Annotated in this window: 27 protein-coding genes; 2 read left to right on the top strand and 25 right to left on the bottom strand. The window is 67.6% G+C overall.

All coding sequences use genetic code 11. The annotated features are described in order from the left end of the window. Window positions 1–46: 46 nt before the first annotated feature. The 25 genes from KF833_18690 to KF833_18570 form a co-directional block, all read right to left on the bottom strand. Entirely contained in the window at window positions 47–1798 is a 1752-nt protein-coding gene (locus tag KF833_18690) for a hypothetical protein (GenBank protein MBX3747342.1), read from the bottom strand. A gap of 151 nt (window positions 1799–1949) precedes the next feature. Beyond that, window positions 1950–2378, bottom strand: a complete 429-nt coding sequence (locus tag KF833_18685; GenBank protein ID MBX3747341.1) for a hypothetical protein — start codon at window positions 2376–2378, stop codon at window positions 1950–1952. 6 nt (window positions 2379–2384) lie between these two features. After that, on the bottom strand, window positions 2385–2777 hold the full coding sequence (locus KF833_18680; protein ID MBX3747340.1) for a hypothetical protein: 393 nt from the start codon (window positions 2775–2777) through the stop codon (window positions 2385–2387). Beyond that, the gene (locus KF833_18675; protein ID MBX3747339.1) at window positions 2774–3583 is read right to left on the bottom strand and encodes a caspase family protein; all 810 of its coding nucleotides are present in this window, start codon (window positions 3581–3583) and stop codon (window positions 2774–2776) included. Before KF833_18675 ends, KF833_18680 begins: the two co-directional genes overlap by 4 nt. After that, the gene (locus KF833_18670) at window positions 3580–3867 is read right to left on the bottom strand and encodes a hypothetical protein (protein MBX3747338.1); all 288 of its coding nucleotides are present in this window, start codon (window positions 3865–3867) and stop codon (window positions 3580–3582) included. Before KF833_18670 ends, KF833_18675 begins: the two co-directional genes overlap by 4 nt. After that, window positions 3864–4058 (bottom strand): hypothetical protein, encoded by a 195-nt coding sequence (locus KF833_18665; GenBank protein ID MBX3747337.1) that lies wholly within the window; start codon window positions 4056–4058, stop codon window positions 3864–3866. The genes KF833_18670 and KF833_18665 overlap by 4 nt, the downstream gene beginning before the upstream one ends. Window positions 4059–4063: 5 nt before the next feature. Further along, complete coding sequence (locus KF833_18660; protein MBX3747336.1) at window positions 4064–6343, bottom strand: hypothetical protein; 2280 nt, start codon at window positions 6341–6343, stop codon at window positions 4064–4066. Window positions 6344–6347: 4 nt separating this feature from the next. Further along, the gene (locus tag KF833_18655) at window positions 6348–6674 is read right to left on the bottom strand and encodes a hypothetical protein (protein ID MBX3747335.1); all 327 of its coding nucleotides are present in this window, start codon (window positions 6672–6674) and stop codon (window positions 6348–6350) included. 21 nt (window positions 6675–6695) lie between these two features. Continuing rightward, window positions 6696–8939: a hypothetical protein gene (locus KF833_18650; GenBank protein ID MBX3747334.1), complete on the bottom strand. Its 2244-nt coding sequence runs from the start codon at window positions 8937–8939 to the stop codon at window positions 6696–6698. A 6-nt stretch (window positions 8940–8945) separates the two neighbouring features. Further along, window positions 8946–9254 (bottom strand): hypothetical protein, encoded by a 309-nt coding sequence (locus KF833_18645; protein MBX3747333.1) that lies wholly within the window; start codon window positions 9252–9254, stop codon window positions 8946–8948. Window positions 9255–9264: 10 nt separating this feature from the next. Further along, window positions 9265–9645 (bottom strand): hypothetical protein, encoded by a 381-nt coding sequence (locus tag KF833_18640; GenBank protein ID MBX3747332.1) that lies wholly within the window; start codon window positions 9643–9645, stop codon window positions 9265–9267. Window positions 9646–9664: 19 nt separating this feature from the next. After that, a complete protein-coding gene (locus KF833_18635; protein ID MBX3747331.1) occupies window positions 9665–10216 on the bottom strand; it encodes a hypothetical protein in 552 nt (183 codons plus the stop codon). Between the two features lie 4 nt (window positions 10217–10220). Beyond that, a complete protein-coding gene (locus KF833_18630) occupies window positions 10221–10754 on the bottom strand; it encodes a hypothetical protein (protein ID MBX3747330.1) in 534 nt (177 codons plus the stop codon). A 2-nt stretch (window positions 10755–10756) separates the two neighbouring features. After that, window positions 10757–11146: a hypothetical protein gene (locus KF833_18625; GenBank protein MBX3747329.1), complete on the bottom strand. Its 390-nt coding sequence runs from the start codon at window positions 11144–11146 to the stop codon at window positions 10757–10759. Window positions 11147–11159: 13 nt separating this feature from the next. Continuing rightward, the gene (locus tag KF833_18620) at window positions 11160–13223 is read right to left on the bottom strand and encodes a hypothetical protein (GenBank protein ID MBX3747328.1); all 2064 of its coding nucleotides are present in this window, start codon (window positions 13221–13223) and stop codon (window positions 11160–11162) included. Window positions 13224–13437: 214 nt separating this feature from the next. Next, window positions 13438–14046 carry a hypothetical protein gene (locus KF833_18615; protein MBX3747327.1) on the bottom strand — a complete coding sequence of 203 codons (609 nt, stop codon included), beginning with the start codon at window positions 14044–14046 and terminating at the stop codon, window positions 13438–13440. Next, a complete protein-coding gene (locus KF833_18610; GenBank protein MBX3747326.1) occupies window positions 14043–14444 on the bottom strand; it encodes a hypothetical protein in 402 nt (133 codons plus the stop codon). The genes KF833_18615 and KF833_18610 overlap by 4 nt, the downstream gene beginning before the upstream one ends. Next, window positions 14441–15841: a hypothetical protein gene (locus KF833_18605; protein ID MBX3747325.1), complete on the bottom strand. Its 1401-nt coding sequence runs from the start codon at window positions 15839–15841 to the stop codon at window positions 14441–14443. Before KF833_18605 ends, KF833_18610 begins: the two co-directional genes overlap by 4 nt. Window positions 15842–15866: 25 nt before the next feature. After that, window positions 15867–17555: a DUF935 family protein gene (locus KF833_18600; protein ID MBX3747324.1), complete on the bottom strand. Its 1689-nt coding sequence runs from the start codon at window positions 17553–17555 to the stop codon at window positions 15867–15869. Beyond that, window positions 17552–18952, bottom strand: coding sequence for a terminase family protein (locus tag KF833_18595; GenBank protein MBX3747323.1), 1401 nt, complete (start codon window positions 18950–18952; stop codon window positions 17552–17554). The genes KF833_18600 and KF833_18595 overlap by 4 nt, the downstream gene beginning before the upstream one ends. Before the next feature lie 13 nt (window positions 18953–18965). Beyond that, window positions 18966–19580, bottom strand: a complete 615-nt coding sequence (locus KF833_18590) for a hypothetical protein (protein ID MBX3747322.1) — start codon at window positions 19578–19580, stop codon at window positions 18966–18968. Next, the gene (locus KF833_18585) at window positions 19577–19852 is read right to left on the bottom strand and encodes a hypothetical protein (GenBank protein ID MBX3747321.1); all 276 of its coding nucleotides are present in this window, start codon (window positions 19850–19852) and stop codon (window positions 19577–19579) included. The genes KF833_18590 and KF833_18585 overlap by 4 nt, the downstream gene beginning before the upstream one ends. After that, the gene (locus tag KF833_18580) at window positions 19849–20262 is read right to left on the bottom strand and encodes a hypothetical protein (protein MBX3747320.1); all 414 of its coding nucleotides are present in this window, start codon (window positions 20260–20262) and stop codon (window positions 19849–19851) included. The genes KF833_18585 and KF833_18580 overlap by 4 nt, the downstream gene beginning before the upstream one ends. A gap of 229 nt (window positions 20263–20491) precedes the next feature. After that, window positions 20492–20881 carry a hypothetical protein gene (locus KF833_18575; GenBank protein ID MBX3747319.1) on the bottom strand — a complete coding sequence of 130 codons (390 nt, stop codon included), beginning with the start codon at window positions 20879–20881 and terminating at the stop codon, window positions 20492–20494. A 67-nt stretch (window positions 20882–20948) separates the two neighbouring features. Next, complete coding sequence (locus tag KF833_18570; protein MBX3747318.1) at window positions 20949–21815, bottom strand: hypothetical protein; 867 nt, start codon at window positions 21813–21815, stop codon at window positions 20949–20951. Window positions 21816–22522: 707 nt separating this feature from the next. Between KF833_18570 and KF833_18565 the strand changes: the two genes are divergently transcribed. Both KF833_18565 and KF833_18560 read left to right on the top strand, forming a co-directional pair. Then, window positions 22523–22711, top strand: a complete 189-nt coding sequence (locus tag KF833_18565; protein ID MBX3747317.1) for a hypothetical protein — start codon at window positions 22523–22525, stop codon at window positions 22709–22711. Window positions 22712–22833: 122 nt separating this feature from the next. After that, window positions 22834–23007, top strand: coding sequence for a hypothetical protein (locus KF833_18560; protein MBX3747316.1), 174 nt, complete (start codon window positions 22834–22836; stop codon window positions 23005–23007). Window positions 23008–23018: the final 11 nt, after the last annotated feature.

Here is a 23018-nt window from a genome sequence, read left to right as displayed (position 1 = left end):
CCCGTGGTGACTAGGAAGGCATCCAGCCCGGCGTGGTGGACTGGGATCACGCGTGCCTCCGGAGGACCTGGATGACCTGTGCCTCGATGTCGTCCTGGAGGGCGGCGGCCAGTTCGTGCCGGTCCAGAAAGAGGAACAGCCTGGGGGACGACGCGGGGCCGGATGGTCCGGAGGCGGGCTGGTGGTTGCCGGCGACCATTGCGTGGAGGGAATCGATGCCAATCCTCTCGACGGCCGGGGCGGGCACAACGAATTCGCCCCGATGGACCACACCCGCAACCTGACCCGGTGGGCCGTCACCGGTGTAACCGCCGGCCTGGAAGCCTCCGGTGATGGCCATGGCGGCGAGGAAGGCGGCAGCGCCGACGGCCGCGGCGATGCCGAGGGTCTTGATGGATGTCAGGAGCGCGCTCGGCGCCTTCGCGGCGGTCTCGGTGGCGCTGGCGGACACCTCGACGGCTGCGGCGGCTTTGCGCTGGGTCATCCAGGCGAAGAACATCCTCACCACGCCATCGATGACCTGGTTGAGAATGCTGGTGCCGATCTGGCGCAGGGCCTGCCCCCAGGTGAGCGTCCCCGTGACGAGGCCGGTGATGCCGGAGGAGATCGATGAGATCGCGGTGCCGATGGTGTTCGAGATGGTGCGCCCGACGTTCTCGGCGATGGTGCCGAGCTGGATCATGGATTCCTGCCAGCCCGCCATGGCCGCTTCGCCCAGTGTCGCGGTGTGGTCGTAGGAATCTCGGAAGAGTTCGTGCGCATCCCGGACTGCCAGGATGTAAGAGGGTGGGAACCTGGCGGTGACGGTCAGGTCCTTTGGATCGTCGCCGCCGGCACCAAGTGGCGAGGGGACCGGGGGACGCTGCCCCTGCTGTTTGATCAAATCGACCAGCGCCTGCCTGTAGCGATCGACGGCCTTGCCCGCTTCATCGAAGGCTTTCGATGTCGAGTTGGTGATCTGCCCGGTCTCGACCATGGAGTCCACGAACGTGGCGGTGAACGTGGAAATCCATCGGAGTCCGGCGATGAACGACTCGATGCGGGCGACGACGAGACCGATGCCGAGTTCGAGGGCCTTCCAGATCCGGCTGGAAGTTTCCTGCGTGGTGGCGAAGGCGAGGAGGGATTGGGAGAGCGTGGTGAGGGATGGCAGGAGATGCTCGGTGATGCGCAGGGCGAATCCCGTTGCCGCGCCACGCAGGCGGGTGAGGTTGTCGTTGAAGAGTTCGGCGGCCTTGGCGGTATCGTTCCTGACGATCAGTCCAAGCTGCTGCGCCTCGCGGGTCGCCATGCGGATTCCGGCGGATCCCTGGTTGAGTAGAGGGATGAGGGATTCGCCGGCCCGGCCGAAGCGCTCCATGGCCAGGGCCACCTTCTCGGCGCCATCGGGCATGCGGGCGAAGAGTTCCGCCTGTTCCTCGAGGACTTCGATGACTGGCCGACCGAGCTGGCCGGTCTGCTCCATCCATCGGGTCATGCCGCGCAGGGAGACCCCGAGCTGCTCCATGGAGACGCCGGCCAGCTTGGCTGCATGCCCGAGGCCGCTGAGGTCCTCGGTCGCAATGCCGGTGCGCTGGGACACCTTGGCCATGGCGTCTGCGTATGCCAGGGAGGCGCGGACTCCTGCCTGGAGTCCGGCAGTGAGAGCGGCTCCCATGGCCACGGTGGCGGCGCCGATGGCGGCCGCGGCCACGGCGGCAGTGCGGCCCAGGGAGGTGAGGGAACCCCGAACGGTGCCGAGCGCCGCGTTGGCCTGGGCCGCATCGGCTCGGATTCGGATCTCGACCGGGGTGCTCACAGTTCCTCGGATTGTCGCCGGAGCCGGTCAGCGAGCCGCTGCCATGCGCGCCCGCCTTCGACACTCACGGTGGCGGCGGTGGCCACGTGGTGGACGCCGCCCCTCAGGAGAGCGGCCCAGGCCGTGGCGCGACGGTGTTCGCTCAGGACCATCAGGAGCCAGGCGAGGGATTCGTCGAGGCATTGGCCACGGGTCCATCCGGTGGCGAGGCAGACGCCTGCGAGACAGCGAGCGAGACAGCCGTCCGGATCTGCTCGCCGATGCCCGGCATGACGCGTTCCTGCCGGGCGATGCGGCGGGCCACCCAGCGCGCGAAAAAATCCCGGTTCAGCCGGTCGCCTTCCTCGACGATGCGCTCCCACTGGGGAGGGGTGAGGTTGCCGATCCGATCCTCCGGCAGATCAGTGTAGATGGCGATGAGGCGCGCTTCGTCACCAAGGGCGCCGAGCATGTCCGTGTAGAGACGGACGGGCACCAGACGCACGAAGACCGCCTGGTCGGGGGCAAGATGGATGTTGATACCCCCATCCAGGATTTCCTGGGATGTGGGGCCGGATGGGCTGGGTTCAATCGGGTTCATGGCTAGTCAGTCTTCCCTCGCGGCGGTCAGGTGGCGCCCCACGCGAGGAGGGAATGGCGTCGCGTAGGGCTCCGAAGGGCGGGATTCACCCCAGAGGTTGCTGGCGGTGACGACGTAGAAGCGGTGGCCGGGTGTTGGAGCGATCCGAACCGTGGTGGATGTGCCCACGACAGATGTCTCGATGGTCCATTGAGACAAGGGGGCCGCAGGGTTGGTGTGGCTGTAGAGATGGAACCAGAGATTGGTGCTGAGTTCGTTGGTGGGGTAGTCCCATCCGAGCCGGATCGGGATGGGGTCCACAGGCACGGGAGGGGGGAACTGCGCGGCGGCAATGAGGCTCGCCAGGCCAATGAGGAAGACTGGGTTGTTGATCCGATGGACCTTCCGCGGGGTGATCATATCGTGAATGGAGGCTGGGCTTCGAACTTCGGGTCGCCGTGGCCGACGACGTAGTAGTGAGGGGTCTGCCAGGGAGGCATGCGCTGCGCGATGGCATCGCGAAAGCGCCAGGTTGCCCCCTTCCAGCGCCCGCCCCTCCACACTTGGCGGAGGGTGGCCGTAAAAAGCCCGCCGTCAGGGCCGTCGGCGGCGAGCTGGTTGTCCTGGCACGCAGCCAGGAGGATTGCCGTGGCTCGCACTCGGGATGCATCGACCCCAGGAGTGCCGCGCTGGATGGCATCGTAGGTGGCCCGGTGCTGGCGATAGCAGGCGCGTGATCGCCCCGGCGGGAGCAGCCGGTATCCCTTCTCGCCCTCATCGCGCGCGGAACGTGCCACTGTGCCTGAGTGACAACTGTCGGCGATGATCAGGATGCGGACGCCGGGCCGGAATCGGGCGATCTCGGCATGGATCTCGTCGTCCACCCACTGGCGGTCCCACAGGCAGAGCGTTTCATCCATGGCATCGGACTCGTCGCCGTCGAGATCCGGCACCTGCCCGCCGTGGCCGGCGAAGGTGAAGAGCAGCGTGTCGCCCTTCTCGAGCAAGGAGGAGGCCGTGCGGAACAGGGTCCGCACGGCCTCCACCGTGGCCTGGTCGTCCAGGAGCAGCCGGTGCGGGTCGTACCCGCGCACCTTGGCAATGGCGGCCATGGCCCCCGCATCAGCGTGGCAGCCGCGCAGCTCGCCGGACCAACCGGCGTAGTGTTCCGGATCGACCCGGTTGAGGCCGACGTGGAGTGAGATGCCCTGGGGCTGCCTCTTCACTGGGCGGCTGGCGGGAGGATGATGGGGACTCCGTTGGGATCGATCCCGCGGGTGTCGGACCATCCGCACCAGGCGGTGAGGAAGGCGGCGGCCCCTGCCGCGGCCTGGATCTGAGCCGGGCTGGGAGACTGACCGGCTGCGACGACCGCCTGGTAGGCCGCCAATGCGGCGGCGGCAGTCGTGCAGGTGGTTGTCTTCGTCTCGCCGTCGCGGAACAGGGCGCAGCCGGTGAGCAGTGTGACGCTGGCGCAAGCCAGCACGATGGTTTGGATCAGTTTTTTCATTCGGGTTGGTCTTTGGCCTCCTCCGTAGGGATGCGTTGCAGCGCCCGTTCGAGGCCGAGCACGGCACCGCGATGGAGGAGGATCTGTTGTTCGCCGCGGGCCACCTGGGATCGGGCTTCGGCGAGTTGCTTCTCGAGGGTCTCGATGTCAGCCGAGAACTCGGACTTGAGTTGTTCCAGTGTGTCTTTCATTGGGGTCATGCCTTGAGAATCACGATGTCGATCCACTTGGGGACGTAGTCCCATTCGCCATCGAACGGGCTGCCAAGCGAGAAGTGGCACTCAGTGTTGGAGGAGCTGTCGCGAAGGACGGCCGGGGCGAGGGCATTGGTGGGGGCGTTGTAGGTGCCGCCGGTGTAGGATTCGCGGGAGGGTGTGATGACGGCGTACCACGCGGCGGATCCGGGGTTGCTGAAGTGGTACTCGTACACGACCGGATCCCGCACCACGCCGCCCCGGGTGAAGTAGAGCTGGCCCGACCCGGTCGTTGGATCGAAGCGGTTGGAACCACTGTCGCCGCTTTGGACGAGTGAGACGGAGTCGTCGTCAGGGGTGTGGATTTGGAAGCGGGCTGCGGCGATGACATTCTGGCCGGTGGGCAGGTCGTGGTAGCCCCGGGTGCCGCCACTGTTCGTGCCGTAGTACTTCGAGTTGCCCGGGCTGGCGCTGTCGCCCACCAGGCTGAGGGTCCGGTCTGCGGTGAGGTTGCCTCCACCCTGGAGGCTGTGCTGCGTGGCGATGCTACGGCTGGTCGGAGCCTTGGCATCCAGGGCGGTCTGGAGGCCGGGAATGTCGGCGATCTGGAAGTCGAGGTACCCTTTGACTCCACTGAGGGTGATGGCTCGGATGCCGTAGCCGCTGTCGGCCCGCATGAGCAGCTTGTAGCCGGCTCCGGAGGAGAGGTCCGTGCCGAGGTTGGATGCGCTGACGGCGCCTGTGAGGGATGTGGTTCCGCCGACGGTGAGGGACGAGAGAGAGCCGACAGCGGTGATGCCGGTGTAGGAGCCGGAGAGGCGGGCGGAGGCCAGGGTGCCGCTGGTGATGTCGGCTGCGGAGTGTGTGTGGCTGACGGCCGCCTTGCCGTCGAGGGCGGTCTGGAGGCCGGAGACGTCGGCGATGCCGATGGCCAGGAGGGTCTTGACCTGGGCGGCGGTCAGTTCTTCGACCACGCCGGAGCCGGCGCTGACGCGGCCGAGGAGCCGGGCGGTGGCGATGTTGGCCATCTTGGCCAAAGTCACGGCCCCGTTGGCGATGGTGGCGTTGAGGGTGACGTTGGCCGATCCATCGATGCTGGTGTTGCCCGTGAGATCGGTGCCCAGGGTGATGGTGCGGGCGGTGGCCCATCGATTGGCGGTTTCGGCGGCGACGCTGCTCCATGCGACGGCGTAGTCGCTGGAGCTTGACTTGGTCAGCGCCTGACCGGTGGTGCCTCCAGGTGGCACCAGACGGTTCTGCGGGAGATTGCCGGTGTGATAGACCGTCTGAGTGCCCGAGCTGTTGACCAGGATGTCGGAGGAGAAAGTCTTGGTGCCCCCGATGGTCTGATTGCCCGTGACCGCGACGAAATCGCTGGCGTGGAGCCCGTCCAGGAGATCTGCATTGAGGTTGGCGATGAGCGCGGTCGCGCTCACAGTGAACGGCGTGGCGGCAAGGAATGCCTGAGTGAAGTTCCAGTTGTTGGCGCGCCATGGCGAGGCGTAGAGCAACGCGCCGGGCACGCCGAGGTTGGAGGCCAGCCCCACTTCGAGGAACTCATAGGCATTGGCCGAGTCCGGCAGAGTGAACGTGTAGCGCAGGCCGAAGACCGCGTGTGCCCCGCTGCCAAACCGCCAGACAGGCCCCCTCCAGATCCCCTTCCAGACCGTTGGGGCTGCGTCGAACAGAGTGGTCCACGATGACGTGCCTTCGGTTGCCCCGGCCTTGATCTCGACCTTGATGTTGGACGGGATCTGGGGCGCCGAACTCCGGAACACCACGTAGGGCGTGATGGTGTGATAGACGGTCTGGCCGTAGATCAGGGACGCGGTCGCGCTGGCGGTCGTGAGAGGGTCTGTGAACTCGTAGGAGGGAGCCTTGGCAGAGCCGCTGGCATTGGTGATCAACACCTCGTTGCGCCGGCCCATGCGCCACCATGTTTCCAACGGGGAATGGACAAGGGCGCTGCCGCCCGATGTGCCATCAGCCGTGTAGGTGACCACTCCACCCCTCGCGGTCCAAAATGCCAGCAGGTTGCAGACGAACGGCCCGAGAATTGAGGCGGGCCCCTCCTGGTAGCCCATGCCTGTGACCAGCGCCTGGGCATGAGTCCATGCGGACGCTGCTTCCCCGGTGCCCAATCGCCCATCCACCGTGGTGGCGATCGCGGCGATGTGGCCCGGATTGAGGGTGGACCCGGACCCTGACGCACCCAATGCAGACGCGCGGCCCAAGCTGTGCCCGGCGGCATCGCCTCGCACTCTGGAAAGCACCAGCGGCATGGCCTTAGCTGACGCGCTCAGGCACGGACGGTGCGCTCGAATCTTCCATCGCCTCCCGCGCCGCGTGGAGTGCAGCGCTCAATTGAGTGTGCGCCGTCTTGTACACTGGCAGCGCCTGCAACTGGGCCTCTCCCATCCGGACCCACCCATCATCGGCCCACGCGGTGTCGTCGCCCGAACTGACGCGGCGTCGAAATCGGGCGATCAATTCCATGGTGGGGCTTTCCTCCCCAGGCATGGTGATGATGATCTGGCTTATCTCCCGGGATACACGCACCTGGCCGGTACGTTCGGAGATGATGGTCTCGGATCTGCGCGGGGTGTCTGACATGAGTCGCTATCAGGCTGGAGGTTAGAAGCCGACGACGATGCAGCGGTAGGCGCCGGCGGACGGTGCGGTGGCGAACTTGACGGTCACGGTATTGACCGAGGTGATCTCGACGTCGGCGATGACCACCTCGTAAGGAGACCCCGTCTGACGCAGGCCGACCAGGACATCGCGTGTGTTCAGGTTGTGAGTTACCACCACTGATGTGGCGCCACCGATGTCCTCGGCATGGGTCAGTTTAACCGCCGCCACATTGGCCGTGGAAGCGGATGCGTTGCCGAGAACGCGCTTGCCGGCGATTTGTGCCAGCTTCGCCAGACTGAGCGAGTTGTCCGCGATCGTGGGCGCGCCCGCGGTGGTGGCGATGTTGATGGTGGCGTTGCCCAGGCTGGTCAGCGTGCCGTTTCCGGATCCGGTCACATCGCCGGTCAGATTGACGGTGACTGTGGGTGATGGCTTGGAGAGGACGTCAGCCCACTCGATGTTGGCATCCAGCGTGCCCTTGGTGCCGCCGAAGACCTCAGCGGTATTCGTGCCGTCCGGGATGAAGGTGAACTTGCCCGTCGATCGATCGAAGCCGAAGAATCCGACCTTGGCTGTGGATCCGTTGTGCCAGCGGAACTCGATGCCTCGATCCTTGCCGTCATCGGTCCCAGGCGGCGTGTCCCCACCAAGCGTGAAGATGGGGTCGTCGATGGTGACGGTGGTCGAGTTGACCGTGGTGGTCGTGCCATTGACGGTGAGATTCCCCTCAATGGTGAGATTGCCGGCGATACCGCCCGGAAACCTCTGAGGCTCCGTGAAGCTGTTCTCCCTCCATGGCGACGCGTAGATGTGGGCTCCCTGGACTGCCATGTTGCTGGCCAGCCCGATCTCCATGAGGTTCACAGTCACCCCGGCTGCGATCGTGAATGTCCAGCGCACGCCGAAGACGGCATGGCTGCCCGAACTGAATCGGTACAGGGGACCACGCCATATCCCCTTGGAGACGGTCGGAGATGCGTCGAAGATCGTCTCCCAGGACGATCCTCCAAGCGTGGCTCCGGCCCGGATCTCCACTTTGACATTCGTCGGGAAGGCCGCTGTTCGGAATACGATGTAGGGAGACAGCGCGTGATAGGTGGTCTTCCCGGTAATGATGCTCGAGGAGAAGCTGTAGGTCTCCAGAGGGTCGGTGAACGTGTACGAGGGGCTGCGCGGCTCGCCAAGGCCGTTGGCAATCTGGGTGTGGAGCCGGCGCCCCATCTTCCACTCGCCGGGTGGCAGGTTGTAGCAGCCGGATGGTACCACCCACCCCTCATCGGCAATCGTCGTGCCATCCGCGTCTATGGAGACGACGCCACCGCGCCGCTCCCAACAGGCGAGCATGTTGGCGGCGAAGGGTCCGAGGATCGCGCCGGCCCCTCCCTCGAAGGGGCCGGTGCCGGCTACGAGCCCTTGGACGAGGCTCCATGAGGCGTCGGTTCCCGCCTCTCCACTGGTATTGTTCGCGCCACTGAACAGGCGACGAGGTTGGGATGTGGTGCCCGATCCCGAGCCGCCGAATCCTGCGATGCCACCCACCGCACCGGCGAACCCCGCCGACAGCGTGCCGGTCAGAGTGATGTCGGTGCCCTGGAGGGTGCCCGTCATCGTGTCTCCAGTCTTGAGGACGTAGAGAGTGGGGATTCGGGCGGCATCAAACACCCCGCTGACGACGTCCCCAGCCGCGTGCGTGTGGCTGACCGAAGCCTTGCCGTCCAGGGCGGTCTGGAGGCTGGAGACGTCGGCGATGCCGATGGCCAGGAGGGTCTTGACCTGGGCGGCGGTCAGTTCTTCGACTACGCCGGAGCCGGCGCTGACGCGGCCGAGGAGCCGGGCGGTGGCGATGTTGGCCATCTTGGCCAAAGTCACGGCCCCGTTGGCGATGGTGGCGTTGAGGGTGACGTTGGCCGATCCATCGATGCTGGTGTTGCCCGTGAGATCGGTGCCCAGGGTGATGGTGCGGGCGGTAATCCACTTGGTGGCAGTGGCGGCATTGCCAAGGATGTCGCCCGCCAGCCGTCCGTCGCCATCACGGCGGGCGACCAGGTTGGCGGTGGCGGCCTGGCTGGACGGGTGGATGGCGTGGTACTGGGTGCCATCGTGCCACATCGGGCGGTTGTTGCCCGAGTGGTAGTAGAGGCGGCCGGAGACGTTGCCGGAGCCCGGGTCGGCGGCGAGGTGCTGCAGGCGGGGATTGAGGAGTTCGTAGCCGCCGAAATCCGAGTTGTGGAGGAACTTGGGCATGGGGGGTCAGCCGATCAGGTAGGCCTTGCCGGAGACGGGTGCTCCGAGGGTGACGCGCACCTCGTTGTTCGAGAGGTAATCGACGTCCGGAATGCCGACAGTGCCGGCGGAATCAACGACGGTGACCGCGGGGTAAGTCCCGAGGCCGTGGTTGATGTCCCAGACGGCGGCCGGGGTGCCTTGCTCGTGGGTGTAGAGAATGGCGCCGCCGCCGGCGCCCTCATCCCCCTCGAGCAGGTAGCGACGCCCGTCGCGATGCCGGGCCTGCCCGTGGACGGTGAGATCACCCGTGACATTGCGATGAAGGATTGGCATGAGGCGGTCCTCATGCGCTCAGTGGCGCCGGGTAAGCCGGCGCAGAATCCCACGCCACTGTCGGGATGGGGGCCGGGGCTGCCCGTGGGACATAGCGGCAGTGGTCGGTCACCGGAGTGCCATCGAGTTCGAGGGCGACGCCATCGGGGATGTTGAGGGTGACGGAGGCTCCGCCGACGATGGCCAGTCCGGAGAGGAGTGCGGCTTTGTTGTGGGTGCCGTAGGCATTGATGTCGGCGTGGGCCTCGGGCCGCGCGAGCACCCAGCCATCCCAGGGAGCGGTGAAGACACAGCGCACATGGGCGCCGTTGACCTCCCATTCCAGTGGGGGATCGGCCTGGGCGATGTGATCGATGCCGAAGGCCGAGGCTGGTGGACCGGAGAATGGCATGGCGACAAGGGGAGCGGGGTCAGGCGGAGGCGGGTTTGGTGCCGGTGTTGAGCGGGCTGTGGAGCCCGTAGGCGATGAGGCGCACCTTGTTGAGCTGCCCGTCGGCGCTGTTGATGGCGACGGCACCCTCGGCGCGGAGGTTCACCCACATGTCGATGACGACCCAGAGCTGGTCGCGATGATCGTAGATCTGGCCCTTGAGCCAGCCTTCGATCTCGGCACCGGCCAGCGGGTTCCACTGCTGGTCGGCGGGTTCGAGCGCCTGGGTGCCGAACATGGCCTCGACCGCCAGGTCGCTGGTGTCCTGGCAGGTGAAGGTGATGTCGAGGGTCTTCTTGGTTTCGATGACCTTGGTGCGCCGGAGCTGGCCCGGAGTGGGGCCGAAGATCTCGATGGTGGTGGCCTTCTTCTCGACCTGCACGTCCTCGAGGGTGCCGAGGTTGACCCAGCCCAGATCGGCGGCGCCGGGTTTGGCGGTCTTGGAGCAGGTGCCGGCGCTGGGCACGGTGAAGGGCTTCCCGTTGCGGAAGAACAGCAGGTGGGCGCCAAGGGCGCGGGGCTCGGTGATCATGGGGTCAGCGGACGGGTCCGGGGGATGGTGTGGGGTCGATGGCGCCGCCGTGGCATTCGAGGTCGATGGTGAGGGCGACCCGGCCCATGGCGGCGGAGCCGGTTTCAGCGCCCTCGGTCAGGATGGGCAGGGGTTCAATGGCGCCGGGGAAGCAGTCGATGCCGTTCGGGTTGGCCAGGATGCGCCCGGTGACGGCGGGGATGACCAGGTCCTTGAGGCGGATGACGCCTGGGGTGGTCGCATCGCCCCAGGTGGCCGCATCCTCGCGGGAGCCGAGCACGCGGTCGGAAAGGACCAGGGTGACGAGGGTGGCCCGGCGAGCCCGGCGGAGGGTGCTGGCGGGGTCGATTTCCCAGCGTTCGCCGGTCCAGACCACCAGGGCGAGGCGGGGGTGGGGGGCAAGGATGAGTTCCTGGAACGCTTCGGAGAGCCGGTTGGAATCGTACCGGTGGACGGCGTGGAAGGCGGGCGAAGCGTTCCACTGGACAGCCTCCAGGCGGGAGACCAGGGCGGCGAGGATTTCGGAGGTGGGCCGCATCGTCACGGAGCCGGGGGCGGCTCGATCCGGAGGATGTTCGGCTCGCTGCCCCAGTAGGCGGGATGGGTGGGTGACGGCCTGGGATCGGCGGGCACGAGTTCGCGGAACTTCCCGTCCCGGATGGCTTCGAGTTCGCGCCGGGCCGTTTCGGCGGCGGTCCGGTGGGATTCCGGGACACGGCCGAGCAGGCCGTAGAGCTGCTGGATGGCCAGGGGCCTGGCGAGGCGCTGACGCCATGCCTCGGGCAGTTCGTACCCGCCGGTGTACTGGGCCACCAACGCCTCCGCCTCCGCCAGGGCGCGGCTGACCGGGTCGGGCACCCCGGTGTTGGCCAGGGCGGCCACGAGCTGGGCCAGCTCGGCCGTGGGGAGGAGGAGATCGTCGGCCGTCATGGGGGCGCGAGGATCAGGCGCTGATGAGGCGCTGGCCGCTGGGGGCCTGGCCGACGGCGACGCCGTACATGAGGGCCATGCGCAGGAAGCTGGCGCCCAGCTTGTGGTCCACGTACTGGACGACGGAGACGGTCATCCCGGTGTCGGGATTGGTGACCACGCCGACCGAGCCGTGCGAGGCGCCCGGCAGGGCCTGGGTGTAGTCGTTGGGCACGCGGGTGGCCATGGCCATGGCGTCCGGGGTGAAGCCAAAGCCGGTGAGATTGCCGGTGGTGATCAGGTTGACCGCCTGGAAGACATCGAACCCGGCGATGGGCGGCAGGGTGTAGCGGGTGATGACCTCGGGCCGCTGGTAGGCGGCGAGGTTCACGATGGTGGCGTCCTGCTGGAGCTTTTCGAAGTAGGCGCTGTTGAGCAGGAGGGTCCGCCCCATGTCCGGCACGCCGCGATCATAGAGGGCCTTGGCCATGGCGGTGACATCCGCGCGGGCGAAGGACGCCAGCGCCTTGGTGGTGGCGTTGGTGTAGTTGGCGGCGAGGATGAGGCCGAAGAGCGCGTCGCAGAGGTTCTTGCCGAGCGCGTAGTGGATAGGTTCCACCTGCTCGTCGAACAATGCCCGCCGGGTGCTGGCCAGCTCGTTCGCATTGAATCCGATCTGCACCGCCTTGTGCGCGGTGATGGTGACCGGGACGTCCGTGGTGGTGGCATCGCTGGGTGCGTAGCCGGTGGTGGTGTTGTAGTCGGTCACCGCGGGCACCACGCGGATGCGGGTCTTGACGGTCTGGTTGAAGTCCGCGTTTTCCGAAGAGAAGTCGGTCGAGATGCGCGTGAGGACCGGGAAGGTCAGCTTGAGCAGCACGAGCGAGCGCTGGACGACCAGGTCGCCCGCAAGCGTGCCCAGCGCGTTGGCGGCGGTGATCACGCGCTCGTACTCGCGGTCGAAGCGGTCATTGATGTCCCGGTTGAAGAGGATGCCCCGTTGGGTCGGCGTGGAGGCGGCGTGGTACGCTTTGACCGCATGGGCGATGTCCTCGGTGACGGCCTGGATCTGGCCGGTGCCGGGATCGCGCGGGGTCATGCGGCCGGCCAGCACGGGGTTCGCAGCCTGGAGTCCGGCCAGGAGCGCGGCGTTGCCGGGATCGCGCTCGATGGATTCCTGCCACTTCGCGTGGAGCTCCTTCGCCTGGGGCGGCAGGGCGCCCCGGGCGACGGCGGCCTGAACGGCGGCCTCCGCCTCGCTCCTGCGGCGGATCTTGAGTTCGGCTTCGGCCTGGTCGCGAGCCGCCTTGAGGGCGGCGATCTCGGCGTCCTTGGCCTTGAGGGCCTGGGTGGCGTCGTGGACGTGCAGGGATGCTTCGTCCTCATCGCCGGGATCGGTGGAGGCGGCCTGGATCTCGGCCTCGATCCGGGCGGCTTCGGCAAACCGGGCCTGGATCTCGGCATCCCTGGCCTGGAGGGCCGCGGCGTCGTTGGGGTCGGCCTTGGCAGCGATGGCGCCGCGTTCGGCCTGGAGGGTCTTGATCGCCGATAGCACGGCGAGCAGTTGCTTGGTCTTGTCCATGTGGGGTTGGGGAGACTTGGCCCAGAGCGGTTGAATGGCGCGGAAGGCCGGATCGTTGACGAGGCCGCCCATGTTGAGTGGGGCGCCGGTGACGCGGGCGGGACGGGCGTCATCGACGAAGAAGGCCGGGCTGAAGGCCCGGTAGGATCGGCCGGTGATGGCTTCGGCACCGTCCTTGGACCAGGACACGCTCGCATACACGCCGGGTTCCGGAGTGTTCCTCCATTGGAAGGAGGTTGGCCACGCGCATGCCTTGCCGCCCTCGTGGTCGAAGTCGAAGTAGGGGCGCTGACGTCCTGCGGAGAGGTACTGGTCGAGGGCGCGCTGGGCGATGATGGCGGTGTCGGGTGTGACCGCCACGCGGACTTTCAGGGGCCGCCCACCACGCATCGCCACGATCTGATGCACGCCTCCGGGCATCCACATGATGCTCTCGGGCGGGCGGTCAGGCAGTGCCGTGGCCATGCTCTTGGCATGGATCGGCAGGGCGGACTGGGGGCGGCTCTCGGCTGGCATCCGGTTACGGTGCGCAGCCTAGCGGCAGCCAGGGGGCGAGCGTCCAACGACTGTGAGGATTCCAAGTCGGCGGGCGCCGCGCCGCCAGAAGCCCTCCAGAGGCGCCACGGGATCCGGCCCGCTGTCTCCTATCGGGTTGGGCTGACCGGCCCCGCAGGCGTGAACGGCGCGCGACGGCACACCCTTGCCGGGGGGCGCTCCAATTCGGCCGTCGTCACGCGAGGGGTGCTGGTCCCAGACTCTGCCTCCGGATCTCGGATTCGAGCTGTCGTTCCGCGGCCCGGATGGCGGAGGCCTCGAGTTGCCCCCGTGGCGGCATCGCTGCGGGATCGGGGGGATGCTGAGCGGACTGCTTGAGGGCGTAGAGGACTTGCAGTTGGTCCCCGAGGGAGCGCGCGAGGAAGGCGCCGAGCCGGCCCTTGGGACGCCACACAAACAGCTTCCTGCCGCCAGCCATCTCCACCTCGCCAGCCGTCTTGCCGTGCGCCTCCGGATGCACCGGGATGGTGAGTGCCTTGCGTGCCTTGGGCACCACGGTGCCCCCGAAAACGCGCAGGGCGAAGCGTCGGTCGCCGATGACCACGGAGGCCCAGTTGGGTTCGACCCTGCCGATCTGGGTGGACCGGGCCACTTCGGCCCAGAAGTGAGTGCGTTCGCCCCCGAGGGCATTGGGAGTGCGGTCGCGGACGCGGAAGTGCTGGAGGAGATCGGAGCGCACGGCCCGGGCGGCGGCCTGCATGAGGGAGCGCGGCCGTTGGGTGAGTCGCTGGAGTTCGCCCAGGCGGCGGTTCATCTGGGCGGATTCGACGTGGATCGTGATCATGGGCTGGCCAGGAACCGGGTGACGATGGCGGCGGCGACATCGGGCGCGAGGAGGCGCCCTGCCTCGATCAGGCGGCCGGCGAGGGTGGGCGAGGGGTCGAGCGCGGCGAATCGTTGCTGGAGAGTGGAGAGGCCCTTCGCGGTGAGTGTGCAACCGGGAATGGCCGGCCCCCGGGTGTCGCCTGCGCGCACGAAGCCTTCATCCACCAGGAAGCGGAGCGTCCATGCGGCGAGGTTTCCCGGTGTCCCGGGCCCGGCGCCGAGGGCGCAGTCCGGGTGTTGGGCGGCGAGTTCCTCCAGCACGGCCCGGGTATCGAGGAGGACGGGCTGGGGGAAGGACTCCAACAGCCGCTGAAGAATCGTGGCGGCGACCAGGTTGAAGCAGTCGAGGCGATTCACAGGCTCTGGATCTCGTAGGTGTGGAGGATGCCGGTGGCCTCGGTCCAGTCGCGGGCGCGCGCGGCGGCATAGAGTTCATCGTGCGCACGCGGAGCGATAAAGCCGGCCACCAGCCTGCCGTCGGGGGCATGAATCGTCACCCGGCTCTTGGCTCCGGGTTCGAACATGTGGATGCCGTACCCGAGCCAGCGACCGTTCGCGGCGTGCTCCCGCACCTGGTCCCAGAGCGGACGCCCCGGCGCGGCCAGCCGCCCGACCAGGGCGGGGTTCCATGCGTACAGGTGGTCGCCATCGGCCTTGATGCGGATCCCGGCGGGAAGCAGGCGCTGCCAATCCCGGGCCAGGCGGGCCAGCGGCGCCTGCCCTCCCGCCATGGCTAGCTGCTCGTGGAAGAGGGGCTTTCGTCCGGCGGCGACGGCGGCGATTTCAACTCGCGCCTCTTCGAGAGCAGATCGTAGAGCGGCTTGCGATTCCGGAGGATGCAGGTGTCCCAGTCGATCTGCTCGTTGATCCGCTTCGCTTCGGGCGAAGAAGGATCGAGCCTGCGTCCTTGCAGTAGCGGCGGCCTGCTCATAGTCCCGAGCCGCAGGCTTCCACCGCAACCGGTCGCCGTCCACCTCGATCTGGGGGCCAAAGAGGTTCTGGAGGTTCTGCCGCAGCTCCGGCCCGATCCCGCGCACGCTGGCCTCCATGTCGCGGTTGAAGTCCGCCTCGACGGGCTGCACCTCCTGGCCAACGGGCAGCACGCCGAGTTCCTCGGCCTCCGCCCGGGACACATCGCTCACCCACATGCCGGAATTGAAGTCGAAGGGTGGCCATGGGGTTCCGAATCGGCTAAGGCGCGCCCAGATGGTGTCGGTCTTGAGGGCGATCATCCGCTCGGACCCATGGAACCGCCCTCCGGCCTCGCGCCAGCGCCTCATCCAGTCGCGAGGCCGTTCGCGGTCCTGGAGCCGGAAGAGTTCCCAGGCCGGGGCGGCGTCGAGCGCATCGGGATCCTGCCCGCTCTTCCATTCCGCGTGCCCGTAGGCCTGCTGGGTCTGGGTGCGGACGATGAGATCGGTGCGGGCGGCGCTCCCGATGTCGGTGATGCGCCCGCTGTCGGGCCCCGGGCCGGTGAGACCTTCCTCACGCGCCAGGCTCATCAGGTCGCGGCGCAGGCGGGCTCGGGATTCGAAGACGCCATCGGGGGTGCGAGAGTGGTCGAGGATGCGCAGAATGCCGTCCTGCACGCGCTGGAGGATGCGGGCGCTCTCGACGCCGGCGCTGAACTGGCCGCGCACCCGCAGGGCCAGCGGCATTTGCGCCCACTGACGGGTGCGCAGAATGCTGCCGACCGGCGTCTTCGCGCTGTGATGCGCGATGGCCTCAGCCAGGGGTTCGAGGGTGACAGGCATCAGGCGGGGCCGCCGTGGAGGCGGATTACTTTCGCTTTACACCCGCCAGAGCGGCGGCGCCAAGGGCATCTTCGAGCGCCCCGGCGAGGGCGTCGTGATCGAGTTGGGCGAAGAGATCGGGCAGGTTGCTGGCGGCCTCGCGGAGGAAGCGGTCGAGCGCCTGGTCGTCCAGGCGTTCATCGCGTGCGGCGGCGATCAGTTCGTCCATCGTTTCGCCCAGGGGTTCGAGCCATCGCGCCCTGGCGTCGGTGACGCGGGCAATGGCGGCGGGGATGATGGCGTCCAGCGCCTCGGGATGGGTGCGGCGTGCCGGTGCCGCCGCGCGGGCCTCGATGCCGTCCTCCGGCAGGGGCTCCGCCGCCTGCCCGCCGGGCATCGGCGGCGGGGCGGCCGCGGGCGGGCCGGGCAGCACGGGTTCATCCCCCTCGGGCATTGGGACTCCGAGGATGTCGTGCGCCCAGGCGACCGGGATGCGTAGCCCGATCCGGGTCATCACTTCCATGCGGCCGGCGAGCTTGTCCGGATCGGGCGTCTCGGTGAAGTCCGGTGCGACGGTGGGGCACTCGTCGGTGTCGCCGTAGTTGTGGCGGCAGATGGCCGGGACGAGCTGGTAGTTGAGCACGTCGGCCACCCACTGTGCCAGTTGCTGGACCCGCTCCCGCCGCACGCCCTCATGGACATCCCCCAAGGCCCGGGATCCGGAGTCGGCCACATCGGTGGTGAGGGTCTGGCCGAGGAGCAGCACGTCGCAGGCCTTGTCGGCCAACTCGATGAGCACCCGCTGGGGATTGTCGGCAGCGGTGCCTTTGGCCTCGAGGAAGCTGAGCGTGACTCCCTCGGGGAAGGCGGCCCGGGATGAGGCTCCCATCCGGTCCAGCATCTCATTGAGGGTCTGGAGATCGTGCCCGGGCATGCCCGGGACATAAGTCGCCCACCGGAAGGGCTGGCCGAAGATCTGGGCGTAGTTGAGCAGCCATTCCCGCCCCCACTGAGCCGCACCCCACCACCAGGCGAGCGGCCGCAGAAGCCCGTAGCCGGCGGCCTGGCCGCTGCCGGACTTGTGGATGCCGACCAGCCACTTGTCGTCCGCCAGGGGCACTGCCGGGGCCCGATCTTCCACAGGGCGCATGGCCAGGCGCCCCGCCGGCGTCCAGAGCAGGTGCCGGGGAGGCACCCAAACGCCTGCCCGCGGCCGGATGGCGGTGCGCCCTGGCCCGATCGAGCCGCGCTCCCAGAGCAACTCAATCACGCTGATGCCCGAACCAAGGGCCTCGCAGAGGTCGTACAGGGTGTCTTCGAACCCGGTCTCGTCGGTGCCCGGTTCCGGGCTCCACTGGCAGAGTGTGGTGCGGACGAGTTCGGCACGGTCGGTGGCGCCTGGGGTGGGATCGGTGCCGTGCGCCGGGGTGGCCGGGGCGACGTTGTACCGGGCCCGGGCGGCGCCGCTGCGCAGTTCGTGGAGGTTTTTGCGGAGGCGCGGCCAGGTGTCCTGCATCACCGCGAACAGTTCGCCCTGGAGCCCCAGATCGCCCGCGAGCGCCTGGTCGAGGATGCTGCGGATGTAGAGCGGGGTGGGCTTGGCGGGCACCATGGTGCCCCACCGCTGCGGTTCCGAGGGAGTGAGGCGGTCGGTCCCCAGTTCCGCACCTTTGGCGGCGGCACGCAGGGGCTCGGAGCGCGGGGCGGAGCGTCGGAAGAGGCGAAGGATGTTCATAGGGCGTGGGCTGGCAGGATGTCCCGGGCCAGGCGCGGATGCGGCACGGCGATGGCGGCGAGGGTTTCGGGCGTGATGGCTCCGGCCCCGCCGGTGCCGGCCGCGCGCAGGGCCAGGGCCAGGGCGGTGGCCCGGTCGGCGTGGCCATCGGCCGTGTGCGGAGCCCGGTAGGTCACGCCTCCGCCCTTCATGGCCACGCGATGCACGGAGTGCAGGTCTTCCCGCACCTCGCGCGAGACCGGCACCCGCAGCTTCAGCCCTTCGAAGGCCATCCGGAGCTTGCTGAACGTCTCGACCTTCGAGGGGTTGGTGAAGGTGAGGAGTTCGACGCGGCCGAAGAGGTGCGCCTTCGGATCGTAGGCTCCGAACTCCTTCGCCAGGTAGTCGCCCAACCCGACGCCTGGACCCGTGTAGTCGAGGCAGACCCGGCGGGCCTGTCGGATGCGGGGTGACAGGACCTCCACCTGCGTCGGGGTGTCCACCCCGCGCAGTTCGAGCACTTCGCGGGTGTGGAACACGTCGCCCAGTCGTTCGAGGGTCCAGCAGACGGTGATGTCGCGCTTCCGGCCGAAGTCGATGCCGAGGTAGATCTCGCGGGACGGCCCGTCCCAGAACTCCGAAGGCTGCGTCAGGGCCGCCTCCGGGCTCTCGCACCGGGCGATGAGTTCATAGGGCAGGAGGATCGCCGCGCCATCGATGAACTCGCATTCGTACTCCTGCGCCCAGCCTTCCGGGTCGTCGAGGCCGCGGCGCAGTTCCTCGATGTCGAGCGGGAGCCCCTGGGCCACGGCGTCGTGGATGGTGACCTTGTGGCGCGACCAGCCTTCGGCCTTGTGCCAGAGGTCGCTGAACTTGTTGCCCTGGCCATTGGGAGTGCTGACCACCCGGAGCCGGTACACGCCTTTGAGCGGGTTGCTGATCGAGGGGTAGATGGCCCTCCAGATCCGGTCGGGATCCTCATGGAAGGCGAACTCGTCGAGGAGGAGGTTGGCGCTGTAACCGCGGGCGGTGTCGGGATTGGCGGGGATGGCGAGGAGACGGGATCCATTGGGCCAGCGGATCTCGGCGGCTTTGAGCAGGGCTTCGCTTCCCTTGCCGCCCCGGTCCTCCTCGTACCCGGCGAGGGCGACCTGGAAGGCCTCGGCATGCTCGCGCGCCTTGAGCATCCACTCCAGGGCCTGGCGCTCGCCCGCGGAGAGGCACACCCAGTTCGTTTTGCGCTCCAGGCAGTCGCGCACGGCCTCCAGCCCGTTGATCCAGCTCTTGCCGGTCTGCCTGGCCATCAGGCCGATCTTGAAGCGCGCGGCGTCGTTGACCCACCGGCGCTGGTACGGCAGCAGCATGCCCATGGGGCTGGCCGCTGGGGCCGGGTCCGATGGGGTGCGACGGCGTGGCATGGCGCGTGGCGCATCAGGTGCGCCCGTAGATCTCGGCGATCCGCCGGGCGCGGTCCTCGGTGGAGAGGGCGGCATCGTCGAGCACGTTCTCGGTCTGGGCGGCGCGCTCGGCCTGGGCCTTGAGGTGCTCGAACTTCTCGCGCTGGAGGTCGAGGGCGTCGCGCTTGCGGGCCTCGCCCAGCGCCACCACGAAGCTGCGCAACAGCGGAGTGAGGGCCTCGGGATCGACCGTGGGGGCGGCGAGGATCTGGAGGGTGTGCTCGCCGAGGGCGGCGGCGGCACCGCGGGTGAGGCCGAGGAGGGCCCCGCCAGCGATCCGCTCCATCTCGTCGGCCGCGCGGCCGGCAGCGGTGAGGCGGTTGAGCAGGGCCTCCCGGGTCTGGCGGGTCTCGTCCAGCGTCCGCGCCAGGCGGAGCACGGTGGCGCTCAGTTCGGAGAGCGTGGCGGTGGCCACCTTGACCTTCCACCGGCGCTGCAGCTCCTCCTGGATCTCGCGGTACCCGCGTCCGCCGGCGAGCGCCTCGACCAGCCAGGGCCGCGCCTCCTCGGGCAGGGCGTGCCACCGGGCGTCGGCGCGGAGGCTGCCATCGAGGGTCTGGACGATGGTGGCCCGATCCGCAGGGTTCACGGCGTGATCCCCTCCTCCGCCAGCCAGTCGCGCCCGGCCGCCGTGATGCGCCAGCCGGCCAGTTCCGGGGACATCGGGGAGGAGGACCGGGCGGCCATTCCCTTGTCCGCCAGGTAGGCCAGCTCGGCGCGGAGTCCCTCCGGCTCGACCGGCATCCCCTCGGCCCGGAGGAAGGAGTGCAGCAGGGATCCTGACAGCGCCCGGGGCTTGGCGGCCTCCAGGTACCGGAGCAGGCCGATGCGAACTTGCTGGCGGATCTCGGGCGTCATCATCGGGGGCGGTCCCGGTCCAGGGCTCCGGTGTTCTTGAGGATGGTGATGATCTGGGAGGGCAGATCGTCCATGCGGGCATGGACCTCGCGAAGGCCGCGGTTCCACTCCGTGCGGATTTCATCCACCGCCTCAACGAAGGCGGCGTGGTCGGTTTCCCTCGCGGAGCGCAGCCCACCGATGCTGCGCTCCAGTGCGTCCATGCGGACCTCGATGCGCTGCGTGGATTCGAGAAGTTCCTGCCGGGTGGCGTAGGTGGCCTTCAGCGCCACCTCGAGGGGCTGCGGGTCGATGCGGGTGGTCTCAGGCCGGCCGGACAGGCGGCGCCAGGTGAAGATCACGTTGCCCAGCAGCAGGAATAACGTGAGGAGCTGCATCAGCAGCCAGCCTTGGGGGATCGAGGGATCGGGCATCGGATCGGGCACTCTGCGGCGTTCGGCCCGCAGGGTAGCCCCCTGCCCGCCCTCCCGGTCCAACGATTGTGAGGAACGTCGCGCCGTTGACCGCCGCCGCCGCAAGGCCCATTCTGAGGGCGATGTCTCCGGCGAATCCGGCGCTTCCGTTGGCCTGCTCTGCGCAGCCGTGGAAGTGGAAAGTTGGCCCCTCAGCGTTGGCGCGCTGGGGGGTCTTTCGGTTGGGGCGTCACCCGACGCCGTGCAACGTCCGCCTGAAGAGATCCAAGACCCTCCACGTTGCCACCAGGGAGCCCACCCACAGCCCAGTCCAGACCGCGAACCACCCCGGGGCATCCGCCATGTCGATCCAGTAGCTCAGAGTGGTGCTGACAAGGAGCACGAGATTCCAGAGAATGGCCGCCGTGAAGAACTTGAGCATCCGATCGAAGTGGCCGAACCGCTTGAGGGACTCCACCACCGCATTACTGGACAGCGAACATAGAAGCGCCTGGCCCGTCGCGAGGAATCCGACGGCCACCCCGGCTACCGTGGCGGATGTGGCCATCAGATCCGTCAGCCGTGCGGGCATGAGATCGGGGGCGAATACCAACTTCCAGCAGAAGGTGCCCGCAGCCATGACCCAAGGGGCCGTATCCTCGGCAATCCTGCTCCATGTCACGCCTGGACGCCGGTGTTCCACATCCTTAGAAACGGTGGCGGTGTTCATCCCACGCCTTGTGAGCCGCTTCGGCACGTCGGTGGTAGTACTCCTCCACGTCGCGAGTCGGCTCGATATACTGGTCGGAGACGAGGCTGGCGTCGAGCAAATCCAAGGTGTTGATCTTGTCCTCCGGCGGGAAATCCGCATGCAGTTTGAGCCGATCTACAAGGCGCCCTTCGCGGCGCTGAAACATCCAGTCTTTGGCCATCGCCAGCACGCCCGTAGAATCGAGGGTGGAGTGGCGCTTGCGCCCGACTGATAGTTCGATGGTGAGCCATCGGGTGCCCGCGTCCCGTGCCGCTTCGATGAACTTCCTGGTGGACGCGGCTTGGGCGTCCTGGGGATTCATGCCCAAGACGTGGGCACGAATCTCCAGCTTCCTCGGCCGCTCCATCTTCTTGAGGGTGTTCTCCACGTCTGGTTTCAGGATCGGGTCGAACAACGGAAGGTTCGACTCGCAGCCAATGAAAAGGTGGCGGAATGCATCCGTTGTGGAGATGGCGCCCTTCGCCCTCTGATAGACCAGCACGTTGCTGCCTGCGTCATAAAGGAAAGCCGCAGGGATTGCCATGCCCTCATCTTCCCGGGTGGTCACCGCCCGCTCGTCGATGTGTTTACCGGCCACCATGGCCGGCTGATCAAGGTTGAACCGAATGAAGTCGCCGATCCGGAGGTTCCCCAGTTTCTTAAGCCTGGCCAGACGGGATCCAACCCCTTTGTGGATGATCGTCCGAGCCTCCCGTGTCTGTTCGATCCGTCGATCCAATCGTTCCGCGATTCCAACCGTTCGAACGGGGCCTGAACTGGCCTCAACAAGCAGGAAAAAGTCGAAGCGGATCTTCTTCTTCATTGGGTGGGGAACAAGGAGAGATTCCTATTCCCGTCTCCCGATCTGCAAGCCCCCCTTCGGGGTATTGAGGGGGTGGGTCGGGGTGCCGGGAAGTGGGTTATGTCCCACCCGTTTCGTCGGGGGCGGTGTCTGCACTGCCGGCTGCCGCGTCCTTGGCGCGGCCGGTCTCCCCGGGCCCTGGGCCTTTACGCCCTGCGCCTCCTCCTCCTGGCCCTCCGCCTCCTCCGCTGCGCTCTAATCTGCGCGCCTCCCGCATCGCCGCCTTCATCTCCTTCGCATGCCACTCCGCCACCTCCCGGGCGGCAATCTCCTCTTCGCTCTCCTCCACCCCCATGGGACTTCCCTCCCCCGCATTCCCAGAACTGATTGAACCCTTTTGGGGACCATAGTGCATTCCATGCACTATGGTCGATTTATTGGGCTTTTTCGATTTCGTGCGGCCCGGTGGATAGGCTGCATGCGCATCGACTTGGAAGCCCTTTCCCTTGAGGTAATCCACCAACGCCAAGCGGATAAACGTGGACCTGTCGCGCCCATCTGCGGCGCTAGCGGCGTCCACCTCGCCCAGCAATCCGCGGTCGATGGCGAGGGCGATCACTGTTTGGCCAGATGCGCGCTGTCCAGGCACCGCCGTGTATTACACCTGCCCGCTCCTAAGGTCGAGCTTGGGCTTGACGTTGGTGCATGATTCAATTATACACCTTCGCGTGAAGCGCGGTGCCGTTACATCGAAGACTCGCCGGACAGTGATCGCGCTCTGGTTGCCGGATGAGATTCTGAGCGCGCTGGATGCCTATGTGGACCAGCAGGACTTGGATCGATCGAAGGTCGTCAGGGCCGCCATCAAGGAGAAACTAGGGCTGGCCGCATCGCCACACCTCAAGGAGGCCGCATGAGCACGCCGAGGGAAGGATCGCGAGAGTCGGCGCGGGTGGAACCTGGATGGGGGGTGTGCCCTGAATGCGGGGTTCTGGCGCGCGCAGAGCGATGCGGCGAGTGCGAGGACGAGCCGCGCCTGATGACGGAATCGGAAGTGCGGGCGCTGCGGGATGCCGTGTACGGAGTGGGGACGAGCGATGCGAACTGGGATGCCTGCAAGGTGAACTGGATGCGGCCCGGCTCCATCGCCTTCCTCCGGGAGCATGCGGCACTGATATCAGTTTGTCCCCCCGGGGCGGGAGGTGGGCGATGAATGACCGCCCA

This window comes from Verrucomicrobiia bacterium, assembly GCA_019634625.1.
Lineage (GTDB): Bacteria > Verrucomicrobiota > Verrucomicrobiia > Limisphaerales > CAIMTB01 > CAIMTB01.
The sequence above is the reverse complement of the archived record's forward strand: the minus strand, read 5'-3'. Positions and strand labels throughout refer to the sequence as shown.

Coding starts and splice junctions, on each gene's coding strand:
- KF833_18685 (MBX3747341.1), bottom strand. CDS start 2,378: ATGAACCCGATTGAACCCAGCCCATCCGGCCCCACATCCCAGGAAATC.
- KF833_18680 (MBX3747340.1), bottom strand. CDS start 2,777: ATGATCACCCCGCGGAAGGTCCATCGGATCAACAACCCAGTCTTCCTC.
- KF833_18670 (MBX3747338.1), bottom strand. CDS start 3,867: ATGAAAAAACTGATCCAAACCATCGTGCTGGCTTGCGCCAGCGTCACA.
- KF833_18665 (MBX3747337.1), bottom strand. CDS start 4,058: ATGAAAGACACACTGGAACAACTCAAGTCCGAGTTCTCGGCTGACATC.
- KF833_18660 (MBX3747336.1), bottom strand. CDS start 6,343: ATGCCGCTGGTGCTTTCCAGAGTGCGAGGCGATGCCGCCGGGCACAGC.
- KF833_18655 (MBX3747335.1), bottom strand. CDS start 6,674: ATGTCAGACACCCCGCGCAGATCCGAGACCATCATCTCCGAACGTACC.
- KF833_18650 (MBX3747334.1), bottom strand. CDS start 8,939: ATGCCCAAGTTCCTCCACAACTCGGATTTCGGCGGCTACGAACTCCTC.
- KF833_18645 (MBX3747333.1), bottom strand. CDS start 9,254: ATGCCAATCCTTCATCGCAATGTCACGGGTGATCTCACCGTCCACGGG.
- KF833_18640 (MBX3747332.1), bottom strand. CDS start 9,645: ATGCCATTCTCCGGTCCACCAGCCTCGGCCTTCGGCATCGATCACATC.
- KF833_18635 (MBX3747331.1), bottom strand. CDS start 10,216: ATGATCACCGAGCCCCGCGCCCTTGGCGCCCACCTGCTGTTCTTCCGC.
- KF833_18630 (MBX3747330.1), bottom strand. CDS start 10,754: ATGCGGCCCACCTCCGAAATCCTCGCCGCCCTGGTCTCCCGCCTGGAG.
- KF833_18625 (MBX3747329.1), bottom strand. CDS start 11,146: ATGACGGCCGACGATCTCCTCCTCCCCACGGCCGAGCTGGCCCAGCTC.
- KF833_18620 (MBX3747328.1), bottom strand. CDS start 13,223: ATGCCAGCCGAGAGCCGCCCCCAGTCCGCCCTGCCGATCCATGCCAAG.
- KF833_18615 (MBX3747327.1), bottom strand. CDS start 14,046: ATGATCACGATCCACGTCGAATCCGCCCAGATGAACCGCCGCCTGGGC.
- KF833_18605 (MBX3747325.1), bottom strand. CDS start 15,841: ATGCCTGTCACCCTCGAACCCCTGGCTGAGGCCATCGCGCATCACAGC.
- KF833_18600 (MBX3747324.1), bottom strand. CDS start 17,555: ATGAACATCCTTCGCCTCTTCCGACGCTCCGCCCCGCGCTCCGAGCCC.
- KF833_18595 (MBX3747323.1), bottom strand. CDS start 18,952: ATGCCACGCCGTCGCACCCCATCGGACCCGGCCCCAGCGGCCAGCCCC.
- KF833_18585 (MBX3747321.1), bottom strand. CDS start 19,852: ATGATGACGCCCGAGATCCGCCAGCAAGTTCGCATCGGCCTGCTCCGG.
- KF833_18580 (MBX3747320.1), bottom strand. CDS start 20,262: ATGCCCGATCCCTCGATCCCCCAAGGCTGGCTGCTGATGCAGCTCCTC.
- KF833_18575 (MBX3747319.1), bottom strand. CDS start 20,881: ATGGCTGCGGGCACCTTCTGCTGGAAGTTGGTATTCGCCCCCGATCTC.
- KF833_18570 (MBX3747318.1), bottom strand. CDS start 21,815: ATGAAGAAGAAGATCCGCTTCGACTTTTTCCTGCTTGTTGAGGCCAGT.
- KF833_18560 (MBX3747316.1), top strand. CDS start 22,834: ATGACGGAATCGGAAGTGCGGGCGCTGCGGGATGCCGTGTACGGAGTG.